The organism is Capsulimonas corticalis (assembly GCF_003574315.2).
Taxonomy (GTDB): domain Bacteria; phylum Armatimonadota; class Armatimonadia; order Armatimonadales; family Capsulimonadaceae; genus Capsulimonas; species Capsulimonas corticalis.
The window spans coordinates 2,850,232-2,869,427 of sequence record NZ_AP025739.1 but is presented as its reverse complement, the minus strand read 5'-3'; the positions used below and the strand labels follow the sequence as shown (position 1 = coordinate 2,869,427).

16 protein-coding genes are annotated in these 19,196 nt (G+C 62.9%); 8 read left to right on the top strand and 8 right to left on the bottom strand.

Going from position 1 to position 19,196, the window contains the following annotated elements; all coding sequences use genetic code 11:
* Nucleotides 1–42: 42 nt before the first annotated feature.
* Both D5261_RS12280 and D5261_RS12275 read right to left on the bottom strand, forming a co-directional pair.
* Nucleotides 43–3,687, bottom strand: a complete 3,645-nt coding sequence (locus tag D5261_RS12280) for an ABC transporter permease/M1 family aminopeptidase (protein ID WP_119321314.1) — start codon at nucleotides 3,685–3,687, stop codon at nucleotides 43–45.
* A complete protein-coding gene (locus D5261_RS12275; protein ID WP_125205954.1) occupies nucleotides 3,684–4,646 on the bottom strand; it encodes an ATP-binding cassette domain-containing protein in 963 nt (320 codons plus the stop codon). The genes D5261_RS12280 and D5261_RS12275 overlap by 4 nt, the downstream gene beginning before the upstream one ends.
* A 175-nt stretch (nucleotides 4,647–4,821) precedes the next feature.
* Here D5261_RS12275 and D5261_RS12270 point away from each other — a divergent pair, with 175 nt between their 5' ends.
* Nucleotides 4,822–5,040 (top strand): hypothetical protein, encoded by a 219-nt coding sequence (locus D5261_RS12270; RefSeq protein WP_119321312.1) that lies wholly within the window; start codon nucleotides 4,822–4,824, stop codon nucleotides 5,038–5,040.
* Nucleotides 5,037–5,891: a phytanoyl-CoA dioxygenase family protein gene (locus D5261_RS12265; RefSeq protein WP_119321311.1), complete on the top strand. Its 855-nt coding sequence runs from the start codon at nucleotides 5,037–5,039 to the stop codon at nucleotides 5,889–5,891. Before D5261_RS12270 ends, D5261_RS12265 begins: the two co-directional genes overlap by 4 nt.
* A gap of 475 nt (nucleotides 5,892–6,366) precedes the next feature.
* On the opposite strand, the gene D5261_RS12260 is transcribed toward D5261_RS12265, so the two are convergent.
* The gene (locus D5261_RS12260) at nucleotides 6,367–7,464 is read right to left on the bottom strand and encodes a sensor domain-containing diguanylate cyclase (protein ID WP_119321310.1); all 1,098 of its coding nucleotides are present in this window, start codon (nucleotides 7,462–7,464) and stop codon (nucleotides 6,367–6,369) included.
* Nucleotides 7,465–7,718: 254 nt separating this feature from the next.
* On the opposite strand from D5261_RS12260, the gene D5261_RS12255 reads away from it, so the two are divergent.
* A complete protein-coding gene (locus tag D5261_RS12255; RefSeq protein ID WP_165864171.1) occupies nucleotides 7,719–9,989 on the top strand; it encodes a PAS domain S-box protein in 2,271 nt (756 codons plus the stop codon).
* A 342-nt stretch (nucleotides 9,990–10,331) separates the two neighbouring features.
* On the opposite strand, the gene D5261_RS12250 is transcribed toward D5261_RS12255, so the two are convergent.
* From D5261_RS12250 to D5261_RS12240, 3 genes are read right to left on the bottom strand one after another with little or no spacing between them, the layout of a single operon-like run.
* Nucleotides 10,332–11,285, bottom strand: coding sequence for a TIGR01777 family oxidoreductase (locus D5261_RS12250; RefSeq protein ID WP_119321308.1), 954 nt, complete (start codon nucleotides 11,283–11,285; stop codon nucleotides 10,332–10,334).
* Nucleotides 11,282–11,932, bottom strand: coding sequence for a hypothetical protein (locus D5261_RS12245; protein ID WP_119321307.1), 651 nt, complete (start codon nucleotides 11,930–11,932; stop codon nucleotides 11,282–11,284). The genes D5261_RS12250 and D5261_RS12245 overlap by 4 nt, the downstream gene beginning before the upstream one ends.
* A gap of 2 nt (nucleotides 11,933–11,934) precedes the next feature.
* Complete coding sequence (locus tag D5261_RS12240) at nucleotides 11,935–12,660, bottom strand: RNA polymerase sigma factor (protein WP_119321306.1); 726 nt, start codon at nucleotides 12,658–12,660, stop codon at nucleotides 11,935–11,937.
* An 83-nt stretch (nucleotides 12,661–12,743) separates the two neighbouring features.
* Here D5261_RS12240 and D5261_RS12235 point away from each other — a divergent pair, with 83 nt between their 5' ends.
* Nucleotides 12,744–13,430, top strand: a complete 687-nt coding sequence (locus D5261_RS12235) for a DUF1559 family PulG-like putative transporter (protein ID WP_119321305.1) — start codon at nucleotides 12,744–12,746, stop codon at nucleotides 13,428–13,430.
* Nucleotides 13,431–13,492: 62 nt separating this feature from the next.
* Here D5261_RS12235 and galT read toward each other — a convergent pair whose 3' ends face one another.
* Entirely contained in the window at nucleotides 13,493–14,521 is a 1,029-nt protein-coding gene (galT, locus tag D5261_RS12230) for a galactose-1-phosphate uridylyltransferase (protein WP_119321304.1), read from the bottom strand.
* A gap of 167 nt (nucleotides 14,522–14,688) precedes the next feature.
* On the opposite strand from galT, the gene D5261_RS12225 reads away from it, so the two are divergent.
* Both D5261_RS12225 and D5261_RS12220 read left to right on the top strand, forming a co-directional pair.
* The gene (locus tag D5261_RS12225; protein ID WP_119321303.1) at nucleotides 14,689–15,009 is read left to right on the top strand and encodes a type II toxin-antitoxin system Phd/YefM family antitoxin; all 321 of its coding nucleotides are present in this window, start codon (nucleotides 14,689–14,691) and stop codon (nucleotides 15,007–15,009) included.
* Complete coding sequence (locus D5261_RS12220) at nucleotides 15,009–15,572, top strand: PIN domain-containing protein (RefSeq protein ID WP_119321302.1); 564 nt, start codon at nucleotides 15,009–15,011, stop codon at nucleotides 15,570–15,572. Before D5261_RS12225 ends, D5261_RS12220 begins: the two co-directional genes overlap by 1 nt.
* Before the next feature lie 7 nt (nucleotides 15,573–15,579).
* Here the strand turns inward: D5261_RS12220 and D5261_RS12215 are convergent, their stop codons facing one another.
* Nucleotides 15,580–16,629 (bottom strand): class I SAM-dependent methyltransferase, encoded by a 1,050-nt coding sequence (locus D5261_RS12215; RefSeq protein ID WP_119321301.1) that lies wholly within the window; start codon nucleotides 16,627–16,629, stop codon nucleotides 15,580–15,582.
* Nucleotides 16,630–16,726: 97 nt separating this feature from the next.
* On the opposite strand from D5261_RS12215, the gene D5261_RS12210 reads away from it, so the two are divergent.
* Together D5261_RS12210 and D5261_RS12205 are read left to right on the top strand one after the other, a co-directional pair.
* On the top strand, nucleotides 16,727–17,359 hold the full coding sequence (locus D5261_RS12210; RefSeq protein ID WP_119321300.1) for a TetR/AcrR family transcriptional regulator: 633 nt from the start codon (nucleotides 16,727–16,729) through the stop codon (nucleotides 17,357–17,359).
* 14 nt (nucleotides 17,360–17,373) lie between these two features.
* Nucleotides 17,374–19,065: a DHA2 family efflux MFS transporter permease subunit gene (locus D5261_RS12205; protein WP_119321299.1), complete on the top strand. Its 1,692-nt coding sequence runs from the start codon at nucleotides 17,374–17,376 to the stop codon at nucleotides 19,063–19,065.
* Nucleotides 19,066–19,196: the final 131 nt, after the last annotated feature.

Here is a 19,196-nt window from a genome sequence, read left to right as displayed (position 1 = left end):
GGGCCGTGGGGGGAGGGCCATCCAAAACACCGCCACTATTACTCAAAACCGATAAGTCGCATTCTCCCGATTTCTTTGCAGCGTCTTTACGTTCGGGTCCACGACAATACGCGTCGGCTTGCCCGGCCCGACGTATTTGTAATTTCCCGTGGAGTCTTCTCCCGGTGTCATCGGCCCGAGGCGCCACTGCGCCTGTGTGGATCCGCTCTTTTCAATCCATGCGCCGACTTCCACGACCGGCCGGCCGCCGCCAATGTTTTTGACCTGCGCCGTCGCCAGCCATCGACCGTCACGCATGCGGCTTCGATGGACATCGGACAGTTGATATTCGGGAATGTCTGTTTGGTGGAGCCAGAGCTGAACGGCGTCATCGAATCCCGTCTTATCGGGCGCGAACTCGCGCAGAGTATCCGTCAGATTGGTCAGCGTGGGCGTCTTGTCGCTGTGGCGATATGTGGCGAGGAACTTTTGGAAGCCGCGCTGCGCGTTCGCCCAGCCCATCTGCTGGGCTAGCATGTAAAAGGCCCAGCCGCCCTTGTCGTAGGTGACCGCCTGGTCGCCGGACTTGGATCCGTCGGTCCAGGCCAGGGATAGCTCCGAGTCCACGCTGCGCCCCTTGAAATACTCCGACTCCATCTCACGCAAAAACGCCTGGCGCGCGGCGTCGCCCTTCACGGCGTCGATCAGCATCACCGCCGAGAACTGAGCCATGCCTTCGCTGATAACATTGCCGCCCGGCGCGTCGCCGGGAACAACCATGGTTCCCCACCACTGATGCGCGGCTTCGTGGGCAGTGACCGCGAAGGGCGCGTTTGCGTCGTCATCGGTCTGCGTCAGAAAGCCCATCTCCTCGCCGAAGGTGATATTGGTCGGAAAGCTCTGGGCGAGGCCGGCCAGCGCCGGATATTCGCTGAGCTTGAGCTCGCGATCCGGATAAGGCGCATACCAGGCGGAGTACTTGCGCCGCGCCTCCGCCAGCGCGCTCAGCATATCGCCCACATTTTCGCCATGACCGGGATGGTAGAACACGGCGACACCCGGGACGCGGCGCACGGCCCAGCGGCCACCGACGATATTGAAGTCGGAAACGGGATGCGCGCTGCGCCAGACGGTCGTCCGGCGATCGCCCTGGACCTGATCTCCGACTTTATCTCCCACGCAGTTAACGGCAAAGTCTGCCGGCGCGGTCACCCGCATGCTCAGCATGAACGGCGTCGGTGCGCCGAACAGCGGACCGTGGGACTCGGGGATACCTGTGACGGAGAGGTCCGCCGGATCGGATTCGTTATCGTCATTGACCCCGATCTCCGGATCGTATCCGATGCGCGGGACAAAGCGTGTGCTGAAGCTCGTCAGAACCACCGCCGAGGGAAGCACGAATTCCGTCAGTCCCTTCCCGCCTTTGCTGATACCGGGATCGGGCGCATCGTAGGAGAATCCGAGCAGCGCCGATTTTCCCGGCGGCAGGGCCGGATCCGGCGTGATGACGTAAACGCCGGAGAGGTTCGTCGGCTGATAGGGCTTGCCGTCCAGGGTCCAGTGGAGATGCTTCCATTGAAACCCGCAGGTCATGGGGATATGCGCCAGCGGCTTACTGTCTTTATTGAACAGCTGATAGGAGCCACGGACGCGAAACGAGCGCGAATCCGGGTAGATGTCCACGGAAAGATCGGCGGCCCGCACACCCGGCATGGACGCATCGCGCCAGGTATTGATGTTCTTCTTCCAGTAGTTCTTCTCCGCGTCCGCCACCACGGATCCGCCCTGCCCGCGGACCACATTCTGAAACAGAACAAACGTCCCCACGAAAGCGGGAAGGGCGAAGAGCAGCATCAGCGCCGCCGAGCGGAAGATGGGACCAGGACGCATCGCCGTCGCCCACTGGACGGGGTCGCGCTCGCGCCTTGGAAAATATCGCACCGCAACGGCGCCGTAAAAGAACACCGCGCCCAGGGCGATCAGGCGATTGAGGATCAGCCCGTGACGGTCCATCTCCAGCACGCTGAGATCGCTCCAGTGCACCGCGTCCGCCAGAGCTAAATTTCCCGCCCAGCTCAAATCCGCGCCGGGCACGGTGTACAGGATCAGCGCGCAGAGGCCAAGGACGTAGGCGCCCGCGCGCGACCGGGTCACGCTATAGGCGGCCATCGTTCCGGCGATAACCATCCAGACCGTCGGCCACCCCAGAACTCCCCAGAGCAAGGCAAACGGCCAGACGACAACCGGGACATGCCCCTGCCGCATCAAAATCACCAGATCGACGAGCAGGCAGGATCCAGCGACCGCCAGCGCCACGCAGTTAAGGGTCAGAAACTTCCCCAGCAGCATCCCGGAGGTCGAAATCGGCAGGCTGTTACGGATCGCCAGAAACCGGCACGCCCTTTCACGCTCCAGTGATTCCACCGTGTAGACGATCAGGATCAATGCGAGGAAAACCGTGATGGAGCTGAATTGCCGCTCCGCCAGCGTTCCGGCCGTCAGCAGCAGCGGCGTGTCCAGCATACCGGTGGCGTCCAGTGAAGATGTCGTCGTGAACAGCACGATCAGCGGGATGAATAGATAGAGACCCGGCTGCGTCCACAATTCCCGCGCCTCGATGGACGCGACCGCGAGCGCCGAGGCGAGCCAGCGGGGGGTCCCCGACTGCATCCGCAGCCGCGCCAGCGGCGCGGTGACGACTTTGGAAGCCTCCACGGGACGCCAGGCCGCCGGCGCCGGACGCGCCCGGCGCGCGCGAGGTTTGCGCCCTGATCTCGCCGAACGCCGCAGCGTTCCCGCAAACTTCGCCTGGCTGAACGCGACGGCTCCCAAACCTAGCGCGGAGAACACAAGGCGGCTGGTCAGAAACGCCGAGTCGAGAATCACACGGTGATGATTGTAGAAGTCCGCACCTCGGTCCACATCGAACCACGTCCGTCTGAGCCAGGCCAGCCCGGTCGGATCGCACCACATCTGCAAATGCCTGGCCAGCGGACTGGTCAAACGACTGTCGCTCTCATGTCCCAGGACAAAAACGGACAGCAAAAGAATCGCGGCGGGAAGCACAAACACCAAAATGGGCCGCCGGCTTCGCTCGCCGATCATAAACGACACGCCGCCCAGAAAGAGAAACTGCGGAACGGCAAACTCGATCGCGGGGCGAAGGTAATTGCCAATGGCGAACGGGCCATGAAGCTCCGGCGTCCCATTGTGTGGATACAGATGGTTGGACACGGCGAAAAGCGCATACTGGGCGATGAGCGCCAGAAATATCGCCGCGAGCACGGCGAGAAACTTCCCCCAGATATACTCGCCGGGCGTCAGGGGCGTGGCGTGCAGGATCTCGCCGACCTGCTGTTCTTCATCGCGGATCACCGTCAAGCCCGCGATAATCGTGATAAAGAAGGCGTGAAACAGAATGGCGAGGATCACGGTGTCGCAGGCGACCGCGAACTCGGATGTCACCCAGGTCTGCTTGCCGCCCACCGCGCTGTCGCCCTGCGGCAGCATGAGCAGGGCGTTCTGCGAAAGGACCAGCGCCATCAAAGCGATCAGCCCAATCCACGTCCACCACATCGGCCGGCGCAGCGCGGCGGCAAGGTCCAGCCGGACAATGGACAGGATACGAAAGACGCGTTTTGACAGCGTGGGCTCATTCCCAACCGAGGGGCGAGCGGGCGAAACGGGAGCGGGCGTGGCCGTCGTCATAACGCCTCCTCGCGGGACGCGGGAGGCGCGGGAGCCGACGCCGCCGTCGCGGCTGGGGGGACGATGGGCGCGATCGGCGGAGGCGGCGCCAGGCGGCCGCTGATCAGCGCCAGATAGGCGTCCTCCAGTGTCGGCGGCGACGGCGGAAAGCCGGCGGGGCCGGCCCCCAAGGCGGCCAAAACCCGCACATGGTAGACACCCTCGACCACGGTTTCCTGGAGCACCAGAAACTGCCGGCGGAACTCATCCATCCAGGCGGCCTCGACGCGTCCCGCGAAGACCATCCCGTTCACCATGGCGCGCGCGTCCTGCGGGGTCGTCTGCGCGACCACGCGCCCCTGGCGGATAATCGCGAAGCGCGGGCACAGCACCGCGACGTCCTCGACAATATGGGTGGAGAGCAGCACCGTACGGTCGGCGGCGAGTTCGGTAAGGATGCGATAGAAGCGCTGCCGCTCCTCCGGATCCAGCCCCGCCGTCGGCTCATCGACAATCAAGAGACGCGGATTCCCGGCGATCGCCTGCGCGATCCCAAGGCGCTGGCGCATGCCGCCCGAGTACTCCTTGACCCGCTGATGCGCGGCGCCCGTCAAGTTGACGCGCGCGAGCAGCTCCGATGTCAGCTCCTTGCGCGTCAGATACGATTCGACGCCCTTCATCTTCAGCAGAAAGTCCAGCATGGCCGCGCCGGTCAAATGGGGATAAAAGCCGAACTCCTGCGGCAGGAAACCCAGCTGGGGCCAGAGGCGATCCGGACGCTTCAGGACATCGAGATCGTCGAGCGCCACCGTTCCCGAAGTTGCCTCCAGCACGCCCGCGAGGATCCGCATCAGCGAGCTTTTCCCAGCCCCATTCGGGCCGAGCAGACCGAACATGCCGTGAGGGATTTCCAGTGAGACGCCGTGCAGCGCCGTCACGCCGCCGGGATAGACCTTCACCAGGTCGCGAATGATGAGCAAAAAAGCGCCTCCAAAAAACACGGCGGGAAAAAGCCCCACAGATGGGCTTCATCTCAGGATCTTATTGTATCATAATATGAGCATCGGCCAGCGATGAGAGCGCGGCGCCGGGGACAGCAAAAGATTTGTCATAGGAATACGTAACTTTTCAATCGATTTCGTGTCTGATGGAGACATGGAAGGAACAAAACGAGCGTTGATCGGCCCCGTGGCGCTTCTGGTCGGGATCCTTGCGATCCTGGGCATGGTCGTGCGGACCACGCTGGGGCATCCGGGAGCGGCGCTGTACGCCGAGGCGGCCAAGCCGCGCATTCAGCGAACGGTGGCGCACGTCAAGCCGCACGCAAAGCATTATTCGGTCAAGGACCACACGGAACTCAGGAGAAAGCCATGAACGGGATGGGGCAGTTAGACGGCGAAGCGAAGGCGCGCTACGAGCGCGACGGCTTTTTGGTGGTCCCCGCGCTGTTCAACGACGAAGAAGTCGCCTCCCTGCGCGAGCACTATATGGAGCTCCGGGCGGCGGGAACATATCCGGGGGATTTCGGGGGCGTGGACCTGACAAGCAGCGATCCGCTGAAGCGCTTCCCGCGCATGATCCACATGCACCGCTGGGACGAGACGAGCCTGCGCTGGCTGCTGGACGCCCGCCTGAACAATGTCCTGACTCAACTGCTCGGCGTCGAGCCGCTGGCCGTGCAGACGATGCTCTACTTCAAACCCGCCGGCGCGCGCGGCCAGGCGCTGCACCAGGATAACTTCTATCTGCGCGTCCAGCCCGGCACCTGCATGGCCGCATGGCTCGCCCTGGACCCCTGCGACGAAGCCAACGGCTGCATGCAGGCGGTCCCCGGCAGCCACGCCCTACCCCTCTTGTGCCCGCAGCGCGCCGACACCACCCTCAGCTTCACGGACGTCACCGTCCCCGTTCCCGCCCAGACGCCGCCCGCGCCCATCCTCATGGCGGCCGGCGACGTGCTCTTCTTCAACGGCAGCCTCATCCACGGCAGCTTCCCCAACACCACCCCCGATCGCTTCCGCCGCTCATTGATCAGCCACTATATCGCCGGAAACGCCGAGCAAGTCGGCGCGTTTTACCACCCCGCCCTGCGCATGGACGGCAGCACGGTAGAACTCGACGCCAGCGCCGACGGCGCGCCCTGCGGCGTCTGGCGCGATATCGACGGACAACCGACGGTGGAGATGGTGGACGAGGGGCTGGCGGCGACGGCGGGACATGAGTGACCGGCCCTGGCAAACCCGCCCGGCGCTCCCGGGTGACCTACCCCCGCGTTCCGCGCGCTCCCCGGTAAACCCACCCCGCGCTTCGCGTGCTCCCCGGCAAACCCACCCTGGGGCTTTGCGCCACCCCTCCCTGGCAAACCCACCCCCGGCCCTTCGGGTGTCCCTCCCTTGCAAACCCACCCCGGCGCTTCGCGCCACCCCTCCCGCCGACGGGAAGGGTTTGTAGGATTGCCTCTTACAGAAGCTGCTTGCGATAACACGCTCTGTAATAACCCTTCCCGTCGGCGGGAGGGGTGGCCCGAAGGGCCGGGGTGGGTTTGCCAGGGAGGGACACCCGAAGGCCGGGGTGGGTTTGCAAGGGAGGGGTGGCCCGCAGGGCCGGGGTGGGTTTGCCGGGGGGCACCTGAAGCGCCGGAGTGGGTTTGCCCAGGAGGGGTAGCGCGAAGCCCCGGAGGCGGTCACTCGGGAGGAGCGGTCACTCCTCCACCAAATTCTTCGCATGCGTCACGAGGTTCCGGCCGTTCGCTTTGGAGGCGTACAGGGCGCGGTCGGCCTGGGCGATCAGGTCGCTGGGGCGCTCCATGCCGCGTGTGAGGGTGGCGACGCCGATGCTGGCGGTGATGGGGCGGTTCGGCCAGGCGGCGGCTTCGATGCCGGTGCGCATCCGCTCGCCGATGCCGATGGCGCCGAGGTGGTCGGCGTGGGGCAGGATCATCACAAACTCTTCGCCGCCGTAACGCGCGACAAAATCCAGACCGCGCGCGCTCTCCTGAAGCACCTGCGCCAGCGCCTTCAGCACTTCATCCCCCGCCAGATGACCGTAGGAGTCGTTGAACGATTTGAAGTGATCCACATCCAGCAGCAGCAGTGAAAGCGGCATGCTATACCGCGCGGCGCGCTGGAATTCGGTCTCCAGGCGCTCCTGAAAGGCGCGGTGGTTTTTGAGGCCGGTCATGCCGTCGAGCTTCGCCAGGGCCTCTAGACGCGCATTGATCGCCTCCAGACGCGCGGCCCGCACCTCCAGGTCCCGGCCGTAATTGTTGATCCAGTTGATTTGGTCCTGGAGCAACGCCTCGTCCTCGCCATAACGGATCAGGCGGCTTTCCAGCGCGGCGGTATGGGAGAGCAGGTCGAGATGCGCCGTCAGCGCGCGCCCCAAACCGGCGACGGCGCGAATGTCGCTCTCGGAAAACGACCGGGGATGCGTATCCCAGATGCACAGGACGCCGTGCGGCTTCCCGTCCAGCGCCAGCAGCGGGGCGCCGATGAATGCGCGGACATGCGGCTCCCCCACGACCCAGGGATGGTCGTGGAAATGAGCGTCCTCGCATGCGTTCCCAATCGTCAGTGGGGCGTCCTGGGAAAGCGCGCGCAGGCAGAATGCGCTCTCGCCGCCGCCCATTCCGACCCCGGAGCGCCAAAGAACTCGCCCGCTCTCCACCAGGGCGAGTCCGGCCATCGGCGCTTTGCAGACATCGGCGGCGAGCCGGACCAGATGGTCCACGCCGTCCGTTCCTTCGGTCTGAAGAAAGGGGCATTCAATGATCGGCTGAGTTCTTGAGGCGTCATTCATGGGCGTAACAGAACTCCTTCGGTCAATCCGGGAGAAGCACGCAGAGCGGCGATTATCGCATCTATTCCCCCGCAAGCTGTATTATACTAGACGTTTTAAGCGTATTCGATCATTTCGTCCTGTCGGATCGGAATTTATTCCTCGTTCGCGGCGGACGTCCTTTCGGATTTGACACTGAACGGATGTCATTGTATACTAACGGTGAATACGAATCGCGCACTCCCATGCCAGCGGAACGCCCTTCGGAAGACTTTATGCGACATACCTCACACACGACGGAATCCATACTGGAAAGCATCGCCGAAGCATACGTGTCGGTGGACTGGGATTGGCGCATCCTGCATGTGAACCATGAGGCGGAGCGCTTCCTGGATAAGCCGCTGGAAGACCTCTTGGGCAAGAGTCTTTGGGACGTTTATCCAGATCTTGTGGGCACCAATGCCTACTACGAGTACCATCGGGCGATGGCGGATCGGTCCGCCATCACGCTGGAAGAGCATTCGCCGCGTCGCGGGATCTGGCTGGAGCTGCGCGGCTATCCGACCGAAGAAGGACTCGCCGTTTATTTCCGTGACATCTCCGACCGCAAGCACGTCGAGCAGGCGCTTGAGGAAAGCGAGGAGCGGTTCCGCGCCACCTTTGAAGAAGCGGCGCTCGGCATCGGCCATGTCGCGCCGGACGGCCGATGGCTGCGCGTCAATCAGCGTCTGTGCGACATTCTCGGATATACCCGAGATGAACTGTTTCTACGCACAAATCAATCGATGTCGCATCCGGACGATCTGCACGAGGAGCTGGATCTGCTCAGCCATCTGCTCGCCGGCGATCTATCCACGTACTCCATCGCCAAACGCTACATCCATAAGAACGGCGCAGCGGTCTGGGTCGATGTCACCATGTCGGTGGTCACGCCCCGCTCCGGCGCGTCGCGCTACCTGCTGGCGTTCGTGGAGGACATCACCGGCCGCCGCGCCGCCGAGGAGCAGCTGCGCCAGCAGTTCGTTCTGACCCGCTCCCTCACGGACAGCACCACGGAAGCGCTGTTCATGATGGACACCGCCGGCCGCGTCACGTTCCTCAATCCCGCCGCCGAGCAGCTGGTCGGGTGGGACGCCAGCACGCTGGTGGGCAAAGTCCTGCACGACACCGTCCACTATCTCAAGCCCGACGGCACGCGCAACGCCATGCTGGAAAGCCCGCTCACCGCTGTGTTCACCACCGGCACGGGCGTGCGCAATCACGAGGACACTTTCATTCGCCGGGATGGAACGTTCGTCCCGGTCCTCTGCGCGAACGCGCCGATCATCGACCCGAGCGGCATGATCATGGGCGCGGTGCTCGCCGTGCACGACAACACCGAGCGCAAACGCGCCGAGCAGGCCGTGCGCGAGAGCGAGGAACGCTACCGGCATATCGTCGACACGACGTTTGAAGGCGTCTGGTCTTACGACGAGCACAGCATCACGACCTATGTCAACGGCCGATTGGCCGAGATGCTCGGCTATTCCCCCGACGAGATGCTGGGGCGTTCGATCTACGATTTCGTCTTCGACCACGACCTGGCGCTGGCGCGCGAGCAGTTTACGGAGCGGCTTGACGGATCGAAGGACAAAGTCGAGGCGCGCCTGCGCCGCAAGGACGGCTCCGCCCTGTATTATCTGAGCAGCGCGAGCGCCCTGAGCGACTCGGGCGGTCGGCGCATCGTCACGGCGATGATTTCGGACATCACCGCCTTGAAACGCGCGCAGTCGGATCTGGAGCGCGCGTACGACCGCGAGCATCGGATCTCCGAGACCCTCCAGCGCTCGCTGCTGATCATGCCGCCGCGCGACGGTTTCCGGGGCCTCACGATCGAATCCCTCTACGAAGCCGCGTGGGAAGAAGCGCAGGTCGGCGGCGACTTCTGCGACGCCTTCTCGGTCGCGGGCGGCAAGATCGCGCTGATCCTCGGCGATGTCGCGGGTAAGGGCCTGGCGGCCGCCGCTCGCACTGCGGAGATCAAGTTCACACTGCGCGCCTTTATGCGCGACACCACCAGCCCCTCGCTCGCCGCCGCCCGGCTCAACGAGTTCGTCTGCGAGGCGCAAACGCTGCCCGAGCAATCCGACGACATGATCGTCGGCCTCACCCTCGCCGTCTTCGATCCCAAGACCGGCGCGCTGGAGATCACGGTCTGCGGCGCCGAACCGCCCCTGATTCTGCGCGCGTCTGGACCCAGCGAGGAAGCTCCCGCCAGCGGCCTGCCGATCGGCGCCATTTCCGGCGCGGAGTACGATCAGATCACGATGCAGCTCAACATCGGCGACACGCTCTTGATGGTCACCGACGGCATCACAGAAGCGCGCCGCGACAACGTCTTCTTCGGCTACGAAGGCATGATCCGCCTCGCCGCCCAGGCCCGATCCTTCCCCGCCCTGGGCCAAATCGCCCGAGCCATCCTGGGCGGCGCCCAAAACTTCGCCGGCGGCCGCCTTCAGGACGACGCCTGCCTGCTGCTCGCGCGCCGAACGATGTACGTGGGGTGAGAGCCCCCCTTAGTCGTCCTAGCAAACCCACCACGGCCTTCGGCTGCCCCTTACTTGCAAACCCACCCCGGCCTTCAGGTGCCCCTCCCTGGCAAACCCACCCCGGCGCTTCGCGCCACCCCTCCCGCCGACGGGAAGGGTTTGTAGGAGACGCTCTTACAGAAGCTGCTTGCGATAACACGCTCTGAAATCACCCTTCCCGTCGGCGGGAGGGGTGGCCCGAAGGGCCGGGGTGGGTTTGCAAGGGAGGGGTGGCGCAAAGCCCCAGGGTGGGTTTGCCGGGAGCACGCGAAGGCCGGGCGGGTTTGCGAAGTGAGAAGAAACCAATCTCTCCGGGCCACCCTATTTCCGCCCCGCCTTCCATCGCTGCGTCAAGTCGTACGCCGCTTCAGGCCAGCGGGGAAACTCGAACTCGAAGCCTTCGCGCAGAAGACGGCTGGGGATGACGCGGCGGCTTTTGAGGATCAGCTCCGTTTCGGTCTTGAGAAACAGGGCGCCGATTTCCAGCATCCACGCGGCGGCGGGGAAGCCGAACTTCGTGCCCCAGGCCGCGCGCAGGGCGTGCATGAATTCGGCGTTGGGCAGCGGCTCGGGAGCGGCGAGGTTGACCGGTCCCTCGAACTGCGGGTGCTCGATCAGCCAGCAGACGGCGCGGATGAAATCGTAGTCGTGGATCCACGAGACGTATTGATCTCCGCTTCCCGACTTCCCTCCCAATCCATGCCGGACCAATCCCAGCAGCACATCGAACGGGCCGCCTTTGTCGGGGCTCATGATGATCGACGACCGCATCTTCACCCGGCGCGTGTGCGGGGTCTCGGTCTCGTCGACGACGCGCTCCCAGGCTTCGGCGACATCGATGCTGAACTTCCAGGTATCCGGGGCGCCGGGCTCGCCGCCGCCGATGATCCCGGTCATTTCGTCGTTGGCGTTGTCGTAGCGATGCGCGTAGATCGTCGCCGTGCTCGCCTGAAGCCAGACTTTGGGCGGACGCCGGGAATGCTGGATCGCCTCGCCGACGACGCGCGCGGAGTTGACGCGCGATTCTAAAATCTCGCGCCGGTTCTCCGGCGTATAGCGGCAGTTGACGCTGCGTCCGGCCAGATTGATGACGGCGTCGGCGCCATCGAATTCGTGAGTCCAGTCGCCGCGCGTCTCCGCGTCCCATTGGACCACGCGCCAGGGGGCGGCGATCGCCCGGCGGCTCAGCACCGTCACTTCATGGCCGCTGCCGTGAAACATCCGCGCGAGGAGCACGCCGACCTGTCCCGTACCGCCGGGAATAACGATCTTCATGAATTAGGCCTGTCGTTCCGATCTTGAGCGGGATGGCCCCAGTAGCGCGCGCCGTCGGGATCTTCGGAGGCGCACTCGGCCAGCGCCTCCGCAAAAGTCTCCTGCGCCCAGTAACCCGCCGGCGCTTCGCAGACGGCGCCGGCGTTCGCAGGCGTCGATTGCGGCGCCTGAAGCGCGGCCAGCAGATCCGCGCCCGCCCATTGCAGACGCTGCGACAGACCTTCTAGGAGCGCCTTCGGGAGTGTCTGAAGCGCGATCCGGCCCCGGTCCAGACGAGCCAGCACGCCGGGAGGCAGACGCATTTCGGCGGCGACGGCGTCCAGGCTTCCCAACCCGCAGTCACGGGCGCGCGACGACAGCGGCGATTCGCCGCGCCGGGAGCGGATAAAGGCGCGGCTAAACGCGCTGATCTCCTGTTCGTCCGTTTGAAGATCGCCTGCGGGACCGAAATCCCCGCCCAGATGCGCGGCGGCGGCCTCGGCGAAGTCACGGGCGAACGCGGGGTGCCGTCCGGACCAAACGCGCAGCAGCGCTCCGGGGTTCTCGCCGCCCTCCAGCGCCTGCGTAAAGCCGGCGACCAGCATATCGCCCGCGTCGGGACGGGCGGGGTTCAGGAATCCGTTCCCCGATGTCAATGGTTCGCTCATCGTCAATTCTCCCGCTCGCGCCAGGGCGCCAGCAGATCCTGCGCGCGGCGCAGATAGTTACGCACCGTACGGCCGCTCACGCCCAGCGTGCTTGCAATCGTATATTCCTCGGGGTTCGAACTTTCCTCGGCGTAGCCCGCATAGTGCTTGAGCACGAACGCCGTCCGCAAGGGCTCGGGCAGAGCCGCTAGGGCCGATCGGGCGATCACTTGATCGTCCACGGCGAGCGCCCCTATATCCAGCGCCTCCGGCTGCGCGTCCAGCCCGGCGTGTTCGGACCCGGACGCGCGGTAATCGCGCAGGATCGTGCGGGCGCGCCGATCGAAGCAGATCCAGAATCGGCATTCCCAGAACTCCTGGCTGACTTCCCGGCAGGCGATGCAGTCGTACATCGCCGTCAAGATTTCGCCGCAAAGATCCTCGCGCGCCTCCCGCTGCGTCACCCCCCAGACCTGGAGGTGGCGCGCGATCCGTCCGGCCACGCGCTCGGTGAGCATTTCCAGCAGATCCCAAACGGCGTCTTCCGCGCCTTCCGAAGCGCAGACGCGCGCCAGAGTGACCAGAGTCTCGTTCGTAAATCGTTCTTCGCCGGCCCGGCGCGCGGCGCGGACGGCATTCAAGCCGCGCAGCGAGTCCAGCTCCGCCTGCGCGGACGCCTCCCGCAAATATAGATTCAGCGGCGGCGCGATCGGTTTGCCCGTATCGTATGCGCTCGATTGGTTACTCACGAAAACATCCCACTTCCGGAATCCTTTGAGGAAAATTTATTCGCAGCCTCAGGTATGATACAATATCGAGAGAGTTGAAACTTATGATCCATCGTAGAGCACTCGCCGGATTTACGCTGATCGAGCTCCTGGTCGTGATCGCGGTCATCTCGATCCTCGCCGCACTGCTGTTCCCCACGTTTTTCGCCGCCCGCGAAAAAGCGCGAAGCGCGGCGTGCTCCAGCAACCTGCGTCAGATCGGCATGGCGATGTCCATGTACATGGAGGACTCCGACGGTCTGTACCCATGGGCGAAAGACCCTTCGGACGAACACACGTCGATCTGGCTGCCTTTTCCCGACAAATACGCCAAAGTCGCGACGATGGGGCGTCTGCACGAAGTGGTCGCTCCGTATGTCAAATCCCCCGCGCTCTGGCGATGCCCCTCCGACAGCGGCTTCGATACTCTGGACGCCAACTTCTATGGCGGCGCGCCGGTTCCGCTGCACGCGCGTCCGACGATGTACGACGCGTTCCAAACATCCTACTTCTACCGCACGGAGATTCCGCTGCTGGGCAAATCCGACTCTAATCTGAGCGCGACGGATCCGGAAGACCACAACGCCGAGCACGGCCCCTCCGAGATCAATATTATTGAAGACGGCAACGGCGGCTGGCACGGCTCCACACTCTTCGATCGACGGCGGTATACCGTGCTGATGGGCGACGGCCATGTCGTCAGCCAGAACGTCGGCCAGTTCTACGCGACATGGCGCCTGGAAATCCAATAAAGACCACTCCGCGCGGCGCCTTCTCATCGCGATTATACCAGGGAACGGGCCGCGCGAATGCGTTAATTAGACTGGGTGTAGTGGATATTGGAGGCGGCGCGCAGCTCGGCCGCTTTTTCCTCGGGAGAGGTGTCGCTGATGAAGCTGCCGCCGCCCGTCTCCGGCCCGCCCATGTACTTGAGCAGATTGGGTTTGCGCAGCGGCGGATGGAAGGCGATGTAGAAGTGGAAGCCCCGGTAATCGCCGCCGTCGGTCGGCGCCTGATGCAGGGTCATGACGTAAGGAAACGGCGCCTGCCAGAGGTTGTCGAACTTGACAAGAACGATTTTGAGCGCAGCGGCGAGGTCCGACAGCTCGTCGCCGGAAAGATCGGCGACCGACCGATGCGTGCGCTTGGGAGCGACACAGACATCGTAAGCATAGCGCGCAAAGTATGGCACGAACGCGATGGCGTGCTCGTTCTCCGCCAAAATGCGAATCTCATCCTGGCGCTCGGCGGCGATGATATCCTGAAAGAGAACGCGCCCCGTCTCCCGCCAATGAGCGAGGCTGACGCGCGCCTCGTCGGCGATGGTCTTGAACACGAAATTCGTGGCGTAAATCTGACAATGGGGATGCGGGTTGGAGACGCCGACGACTTCGCCCCGGTTCTCAAACAGCAAAACGTGGTTGATCTCCGGCCGGGCCGCCAGGTCGAGATACTGTTCCCGCCAGACGCCCAGCAGCGACCGGATCTCGCCGGGCGACAGCTGCGCCAGCGACGAATTATGCTGGGGGCTATAGCAGACAACGCGCGCGATTCCCGTCGCCGGCCGATTCCGATAGATCCCCGTAGGAGCCGCTAAATCCGTAGGGGCGTCGAGGCCGACGCATGGGTGGTCGTTGTCGAAGACATAGACGCCCGCGTAATCCTCATTGCGCCGCCCGCTGATGCGCGTGTTACCAGGGCACAGATAACAATCGCCCGCATACTCCGGAACGAATTTCGTCTCGGCGCGGACGGTCTCCCCCTGCCACGGCCGGTTCTGCCGATGGGCGGCGATCGTCACCCACTCCTCCCGCAACGGATGCCAGCGTTCCTCCCAGACCATCGCCCGCCCTTTCCACGCTTACTCTTCCATCCATTTAAACGTTTCGATGAGTATATCTTCTGGCTGACGGTTTGTCAAGAATCTTGTCACATGATCTATTCTTCAGAGGTCGTTGAAAATGAGGGTATCATATAATTAATTGTAAATTATATGAACAGGAATTAATCATGCTGGACGCAAGACAAATACATTCCATGAGCGATTTTCTCAGGAATCATAAAGCGCATGTTGCGCGGCTTAAGGAAACCGGGACACCTGAAGTACTCACCATTAATGGCCGTGCGGAAGTCGTCATGCTGGACACCGCAAGCTATGAAGACTTGATGGATCGGCTACAGCGCTCGGAAGCGGTTGCTTCTATTCGCACGATTCTCAGGACGGCGAATAGTATGGCGCCACTCGATCATGCAACAGCAGAAGAAATCGAGCAAAGCAAAGACATTGTGAGAGAACTTCAGGCAGAGACAGAACGGCTTGGATTGTACTGATGATTGTCGCCGTGCTGGACGCCTGCGTTCTTTATCCCCCATCGTTGCGCGATTTATTGATGTGGCTTGCCGCCGTCAGGATCTATGCGCCGCGCTGGACTGAGGAGATTCACGCCGAATGGATACGCAATGTACTGGCGAATAAGAGCGAATTGTCTCCAAGCCAGTTGGAACGCACGCGTATCTTGATGAATAAGGTCAGCCCAAATTGTGTGGTTTCGGGATATGAAACCCACATTTCCGGGCTCAACCTGCCCGATATTGATGATCGCCACATCCTTGCGGCCGCGATCGAAGCAAAAGCGCCTTTGATCGTCACCTATAACTTGTCGGACTTTCCTAACGCAATCCTACAAACTTACGGAGTTCAAGCGGCGCATCCAGATGATTTTCTCAGCGCACTCTTTGACGAGCAACCGGCTCTATTTCTGCATGGCCTTCAAATACACCGCGCTTCGCTTCGCAATCCACCGAAAAACGTTGCGGATTATATCCAAACGCTCAAGGCAACCAGCTTAAAAGGGCTAGCCATAAGAGTGGAAGCCCATTCGGACGCAATATAATCCAGTCCTACTCAGTATCCGCCTTCGCCATCGCGTCTTTGCGACGGACGCGCAAGATGGCGATCTTGGTGGCGTGGTTGAACGGCGCGGGGTCGGCGGGCAGGACGCCGGCGGGGGTTTCGGAGAAGCCGATGAAGTCTTGCGGGACAGGGATGGTTGCTTCGACGGAGAGGTAGCCGTCGGCGCAGAGGGAATCCAGCATCTGCCAATATTCGCCGCCGCTCACGAACAGGGCGTTGTTGATCGTGACAAGCCAGCCGCCGTCATTGATCAGTGGGCGGACTTTATTCAGGATGCGATGGTTCTCTTCGATCAAGTCAACTTTGCCGCCGCGTGTCTTGGAGTAAAGCGGCGGGTCCACGAAAACGCAGTCGAAACGGGCGCCGTCGCGCTTTAAGTGGCTGACGCGGGGGAAGAAGTCGCCGGCGAGGTAGTCCAAGCGGTCGATGGGGAAGCCGTTGATCGTACAGGACTCTTTGGCGACATTCAAAAAGGTGCGGCTGAGGTCGAGCTGCACGACGCGGCTCGCGCCGCCCGCGCGCGCCGCCACGCCGATACTGCCCGTATAGGCGAAGGTATTCAGAACCGTCTTGCCTTCCAGATTGTCCTTCGCCCATTCCCGCAGGTGACGGGTGTCCAGGTAAAAGCTGGCGTCCTGATTGAGCCGCAGATCCACGGCGTAGGCCACGCCGTTTTCACGCACGCGCCTGTCGATGCCGGAACCCCAGAGCAGCCGCCCCTTCTTTTCCTCCTCCAGCGCGCCATGGCGCGCCTTCACCAGGATCGCGCTCAGCCAGGGCAGCGCGTACTGAAAGAACTCCGACGCCGCTTCGAGAGCGTCATCGGCGTCGGACGGCTTATGCGCGTAGTTGTACAGCACGAGCGTACGCCCGTAAAGATCGACGACGAGGTTTGGAAAACCCTCGTAAAAGCCGTTGAAAAGGCGCAGCGGCATCTCGTGGCGCTGATCCAGCAGGTGCTTGCGGGCGGAGAGCGCGGCCTGGAGCGCGGCGGTCAGCGCATCCACGTTGACGGGTGTGGCGGAAATATCATTCATTGTCCGTTATTATGACGGTTTTCCGTCAAAAAGCGTCGAATCGACAAAATTCTTAACTTGCTTGACAAATATTTTACACGAGTGTAAAATATTTGTCATGATTGTCGAAGAATTAGCAGTGACGGCGAAATCGGGACTGCGCGAGCGCCAGCGGCGCGAGCGAGGCGATACGATCTTGCAGGCGGCGTTCGCGCTGCTCGCGGAAAAAGGATACGATGCGCTGACGATGGAGGAGCTGGCCGAGCGGGTGGGCATCTCCCGCCAGACGCTCTACCATCACTTTGCCTCCAAGGAGGACATCGCGCTGCGCGCGGTGATGATCTTCGCGGAGGAAGGCATCCAATCGATCCGCGCGATCGATCCCCTGCTGCCGCCCATCGACCGCCTGGAGCGCATTATCCGGTGGATGATGGAGATTCGATTTACGCCGACGCGCGCCGCCTTCGTACGGGCACGCCCCATGCTGGCGCGCATCAAGGCGAGTCCCGAGTACCGAGAGGCGTTTGACCGCCGGGCGCGGGCCATTCAGGATATCGCCGATGCGGCGGTGGAGGCGGGCCAGATCCAGCAGGGCCTTTCCAGCGCCATGGTCGTGCAGATCCTGCTCGCGCTGGTCTGCGATCCTTCGTACGAAGAGATGGTCGATGCTGGAAAAGCGACGCCCGCCGAAGTGGCGGAATCCGTCGCGCTCTTTTTCCGTCGCGGCGTCGAGCGCCGCTCAGAAGCATAAAGGTGAGCGCACGAATGGCTACACAAACGATCGTCAAGGAAGTCCCGGAGCTTGAAGTCGAGCCCGGCGGCGTCCTGAGGGAAGAGATTCCCGCGCCGCCGAGCGCCCCGCCGCCCGCGTCGTCCCACCATGTCACGGGCGATTCTCTAAATCCGTATCGGTGGTTCATCCTCGCCGGCCTGATCACGGCCGCGATCTTGCAGGTGCTGGACACGACCATCGTCAATGTCGCCCTGCCGCAGATGGCGGGGAATCTGGGCGCGACCAGCGAGGAGATCGGCTGGGTCGTGACGGGCTATATCCTGAGCAACGTCATTTTCCTGCCGATGACGGCGTTTTTGACACAGCGTTTTGGCCGCAAACGCTATTTAACGGCGTCGATCATCCTGTTCACCATCGCATCGTTTTTCTGCGGCGCCTCGCACAGCCTGGGCGAGATCGTCTTCTGGCGTATTCTGCAAGGCGCGGGCGGCGCGGCGCTGCTTTCGACGGCGCAGGCGACGCTCGTTCAGGTTTTCCCCAAAAACGAGCAGGGCTTCGTCCAATCGATGTTCATGATGGGCCTCACCGTCGCTCCCACCCTGGGGCCGACCCTCGGCGGATGGATCACGGACAATTACACCTGGAACTGGTGCTTCCTGATCAATGTCCCCATCGGCATTGTCGCGACCGTCCTCGTGGTGATGTTCCTGCATGACGCCGAAGCGCCCAGCAAGTCCGGCTCGGTCGACTGGCTCGGCATCGGTCTGCTCGCGACGGGACTGGGCGCCATGCAGTACGTTCTGGAGGAAGGCGAGCGCAACGATTGGTTCCAGAGCAATATGATCGTCTCGCTTTCAGTGCTGTCCATCGTCTGCGTCGCCGGTCTGATCTTCTGGCAGCTGTCGCCGCGCAACCATAATCCGGTCGTGGACTTCCGCGTCCTGAAGAATCCGACGCTCTCGGCGTGTCTGTTCCTCTTCATCGTCCTGGGCTTCGGCCTTTACGGCGGCACCTATCTGTTCCCGCTGCTCGCGCAGACGGTCCTGGGCTTCACGTCGTTCCAGACGGGCCTCGCGCTGCTGCCGGGCGGCATGGCGACAGCGTCGGCCATCGTGATCTGCGGCGCGATCCTGAACCGGCCAAAGCCGCTGATCGATCCGCGAATCATCATCGTCTTCGGCACCTTCATGACGATGCTGTCGATGTGGATGCTCGGCCATATCTCCAGCCAATCGGGACAGTCCGACACTGCCCTGGCGCTCCTGATCCGGGGACTGGGCGCGGGCTTCCTGTTCATTCCGATCAACCAGATGGCGTTCGCCAGCCTGCAAAAGTCTGAGCTTCAGCAGGCGTCGGGCCTGCTGAGCCTGTCGCGCCAGCTCGGCGGCTCCTTCGGCATTGCGGCGCTCGCGACCTTCGTCCAGCAGCACATCCAGATGCACCGCGTGGATCTGCTCGGAAACTACAACGACGCCAATCAGATCTTCACCCAGCGCCTGCACGCCCTCACCGGCGGTTTCATGTCCCACGGCCTCGGCGCCTCGGAAGCCCACGGCGCCGCGCTCTCCCTCCTCGACCGTAGCCTGATGCGCCAGGCCATGACCATGAGCTACGCCGACGCCTTTCTGACGATGCTGATCATCAGCATGATCACGCTCCCAGCGGTGTTCCTGCTGCGCAAGAACAAGGCGGCGGCGGTGCACGTGGAAGCGGTGATGGAGTAGCGGGGGAGGCCCTCACCCCCCAACCCCCTCTCCCAATTCTGGGAGAGGGGGAGTCAGAGGGAGTTAGCGTTTAAGTCATAAGATCTTTTGGATCTTTGATCCAAATCTTAACCCTCGCCCAGACCTTTGGG

Bases quoted from the DNA above. Each gene is read 5' to 3' on its own strand.
- D5261_RS12280 (WP_119321314.1), bottom strand. From the start codon at position 3,687: ATGACGACGGCCACGCCCGCTCCCGTTTCGCCCGCTCGCCCCTCGGTT.
- D5261_RS12270 (WP_119321312.1), top strand. From the start codon at position 4,822: ATGGAAGGAACAAAACGAGCGTTGATCGGCCCCGTGGCGCTTCTGGTC.
- D5261_RS12265 (WP_119321311.1), top strand. From the start codon at position 5,037: ATGAACGGGATGGGGCAGTTAGACGGCGAAGCGAAGGCGCGCTACGAG.
- D5261_RS12260 (WP_119321310.1), bottom strand. From the start codon at position 7,464: ATGAATGACGCCTCAAGAACTCAGCCGATCATTGAATGCCCCTTTCTT.
- D5261_RS12255 (WP_165864171.1), top strand. From the start codon at position 7,719: ATGCGACATACCTCACACACGACGGAATCCATACTGGAAAGCATCGCC.
- D5261_RS12250 (WP_119321308.1), bottom strand. From the start codon at position 11,285: ATGAAGATCGTTATTCCCGGCGGTACGGGACAGGTCGGCGTGCTCCTC.
- D5261_RS12245 (WP_119321307.1), bottom strand. From the start codon at position 11,932: ATGAGCGAACCATTGACATCGGGGAACGGATTCCTGAACCCCGCCCGT.
- D5261_RS12235 (WP_119321305.1), top strand. From the start codon at position 12,744: ATGATCCATCGTAGAGCACTCGCCGGATTTACGCTGATCGAGCTCCTG.
- galT (WP_119321304.1), bottom strand. From the start codon at position 14,521: ATGGTCTGGGAGGAACGCTGGCATCCGTTGCGGGAGGAGTGGGTGACG.
- D5261_RS12225 (WP_119321303.1), top strand. From the start codon at position 14,689: ATGCTGGACGCAAGACAAATACATTCCATGAGCGATTTTCTCAGGAAT.
- D5261_RS12220 (WP_119321302.1), top strand. From the start codon at position 15,009: ATGATTGTCGCCGTGCTGGACGCCTGCGTTCTTTATCCCCCATCGTTG.
- D5261_RS12215 (WP_119321301.1), bottom strand. From the start codon at position 16,629: ATGAATGATATTTCCGCCACACCCGTCAACGTGGATGCGCTGACCGCC.
- D5261_RS12210 (WP_119321300.1), top strand. From the start codon at position 16,727: ATGATTGTCGAAGAATTAGCAGTGACGGCGAAATCGGGACTGCGCGAG.
- D5261_RS12205 (WP_119321299.1), top strand. From the start codon at position 17,374: ATGGCTACACAAACGATCGTCAAGGAAGTCCCGGAGCTTGAAGTCGAG.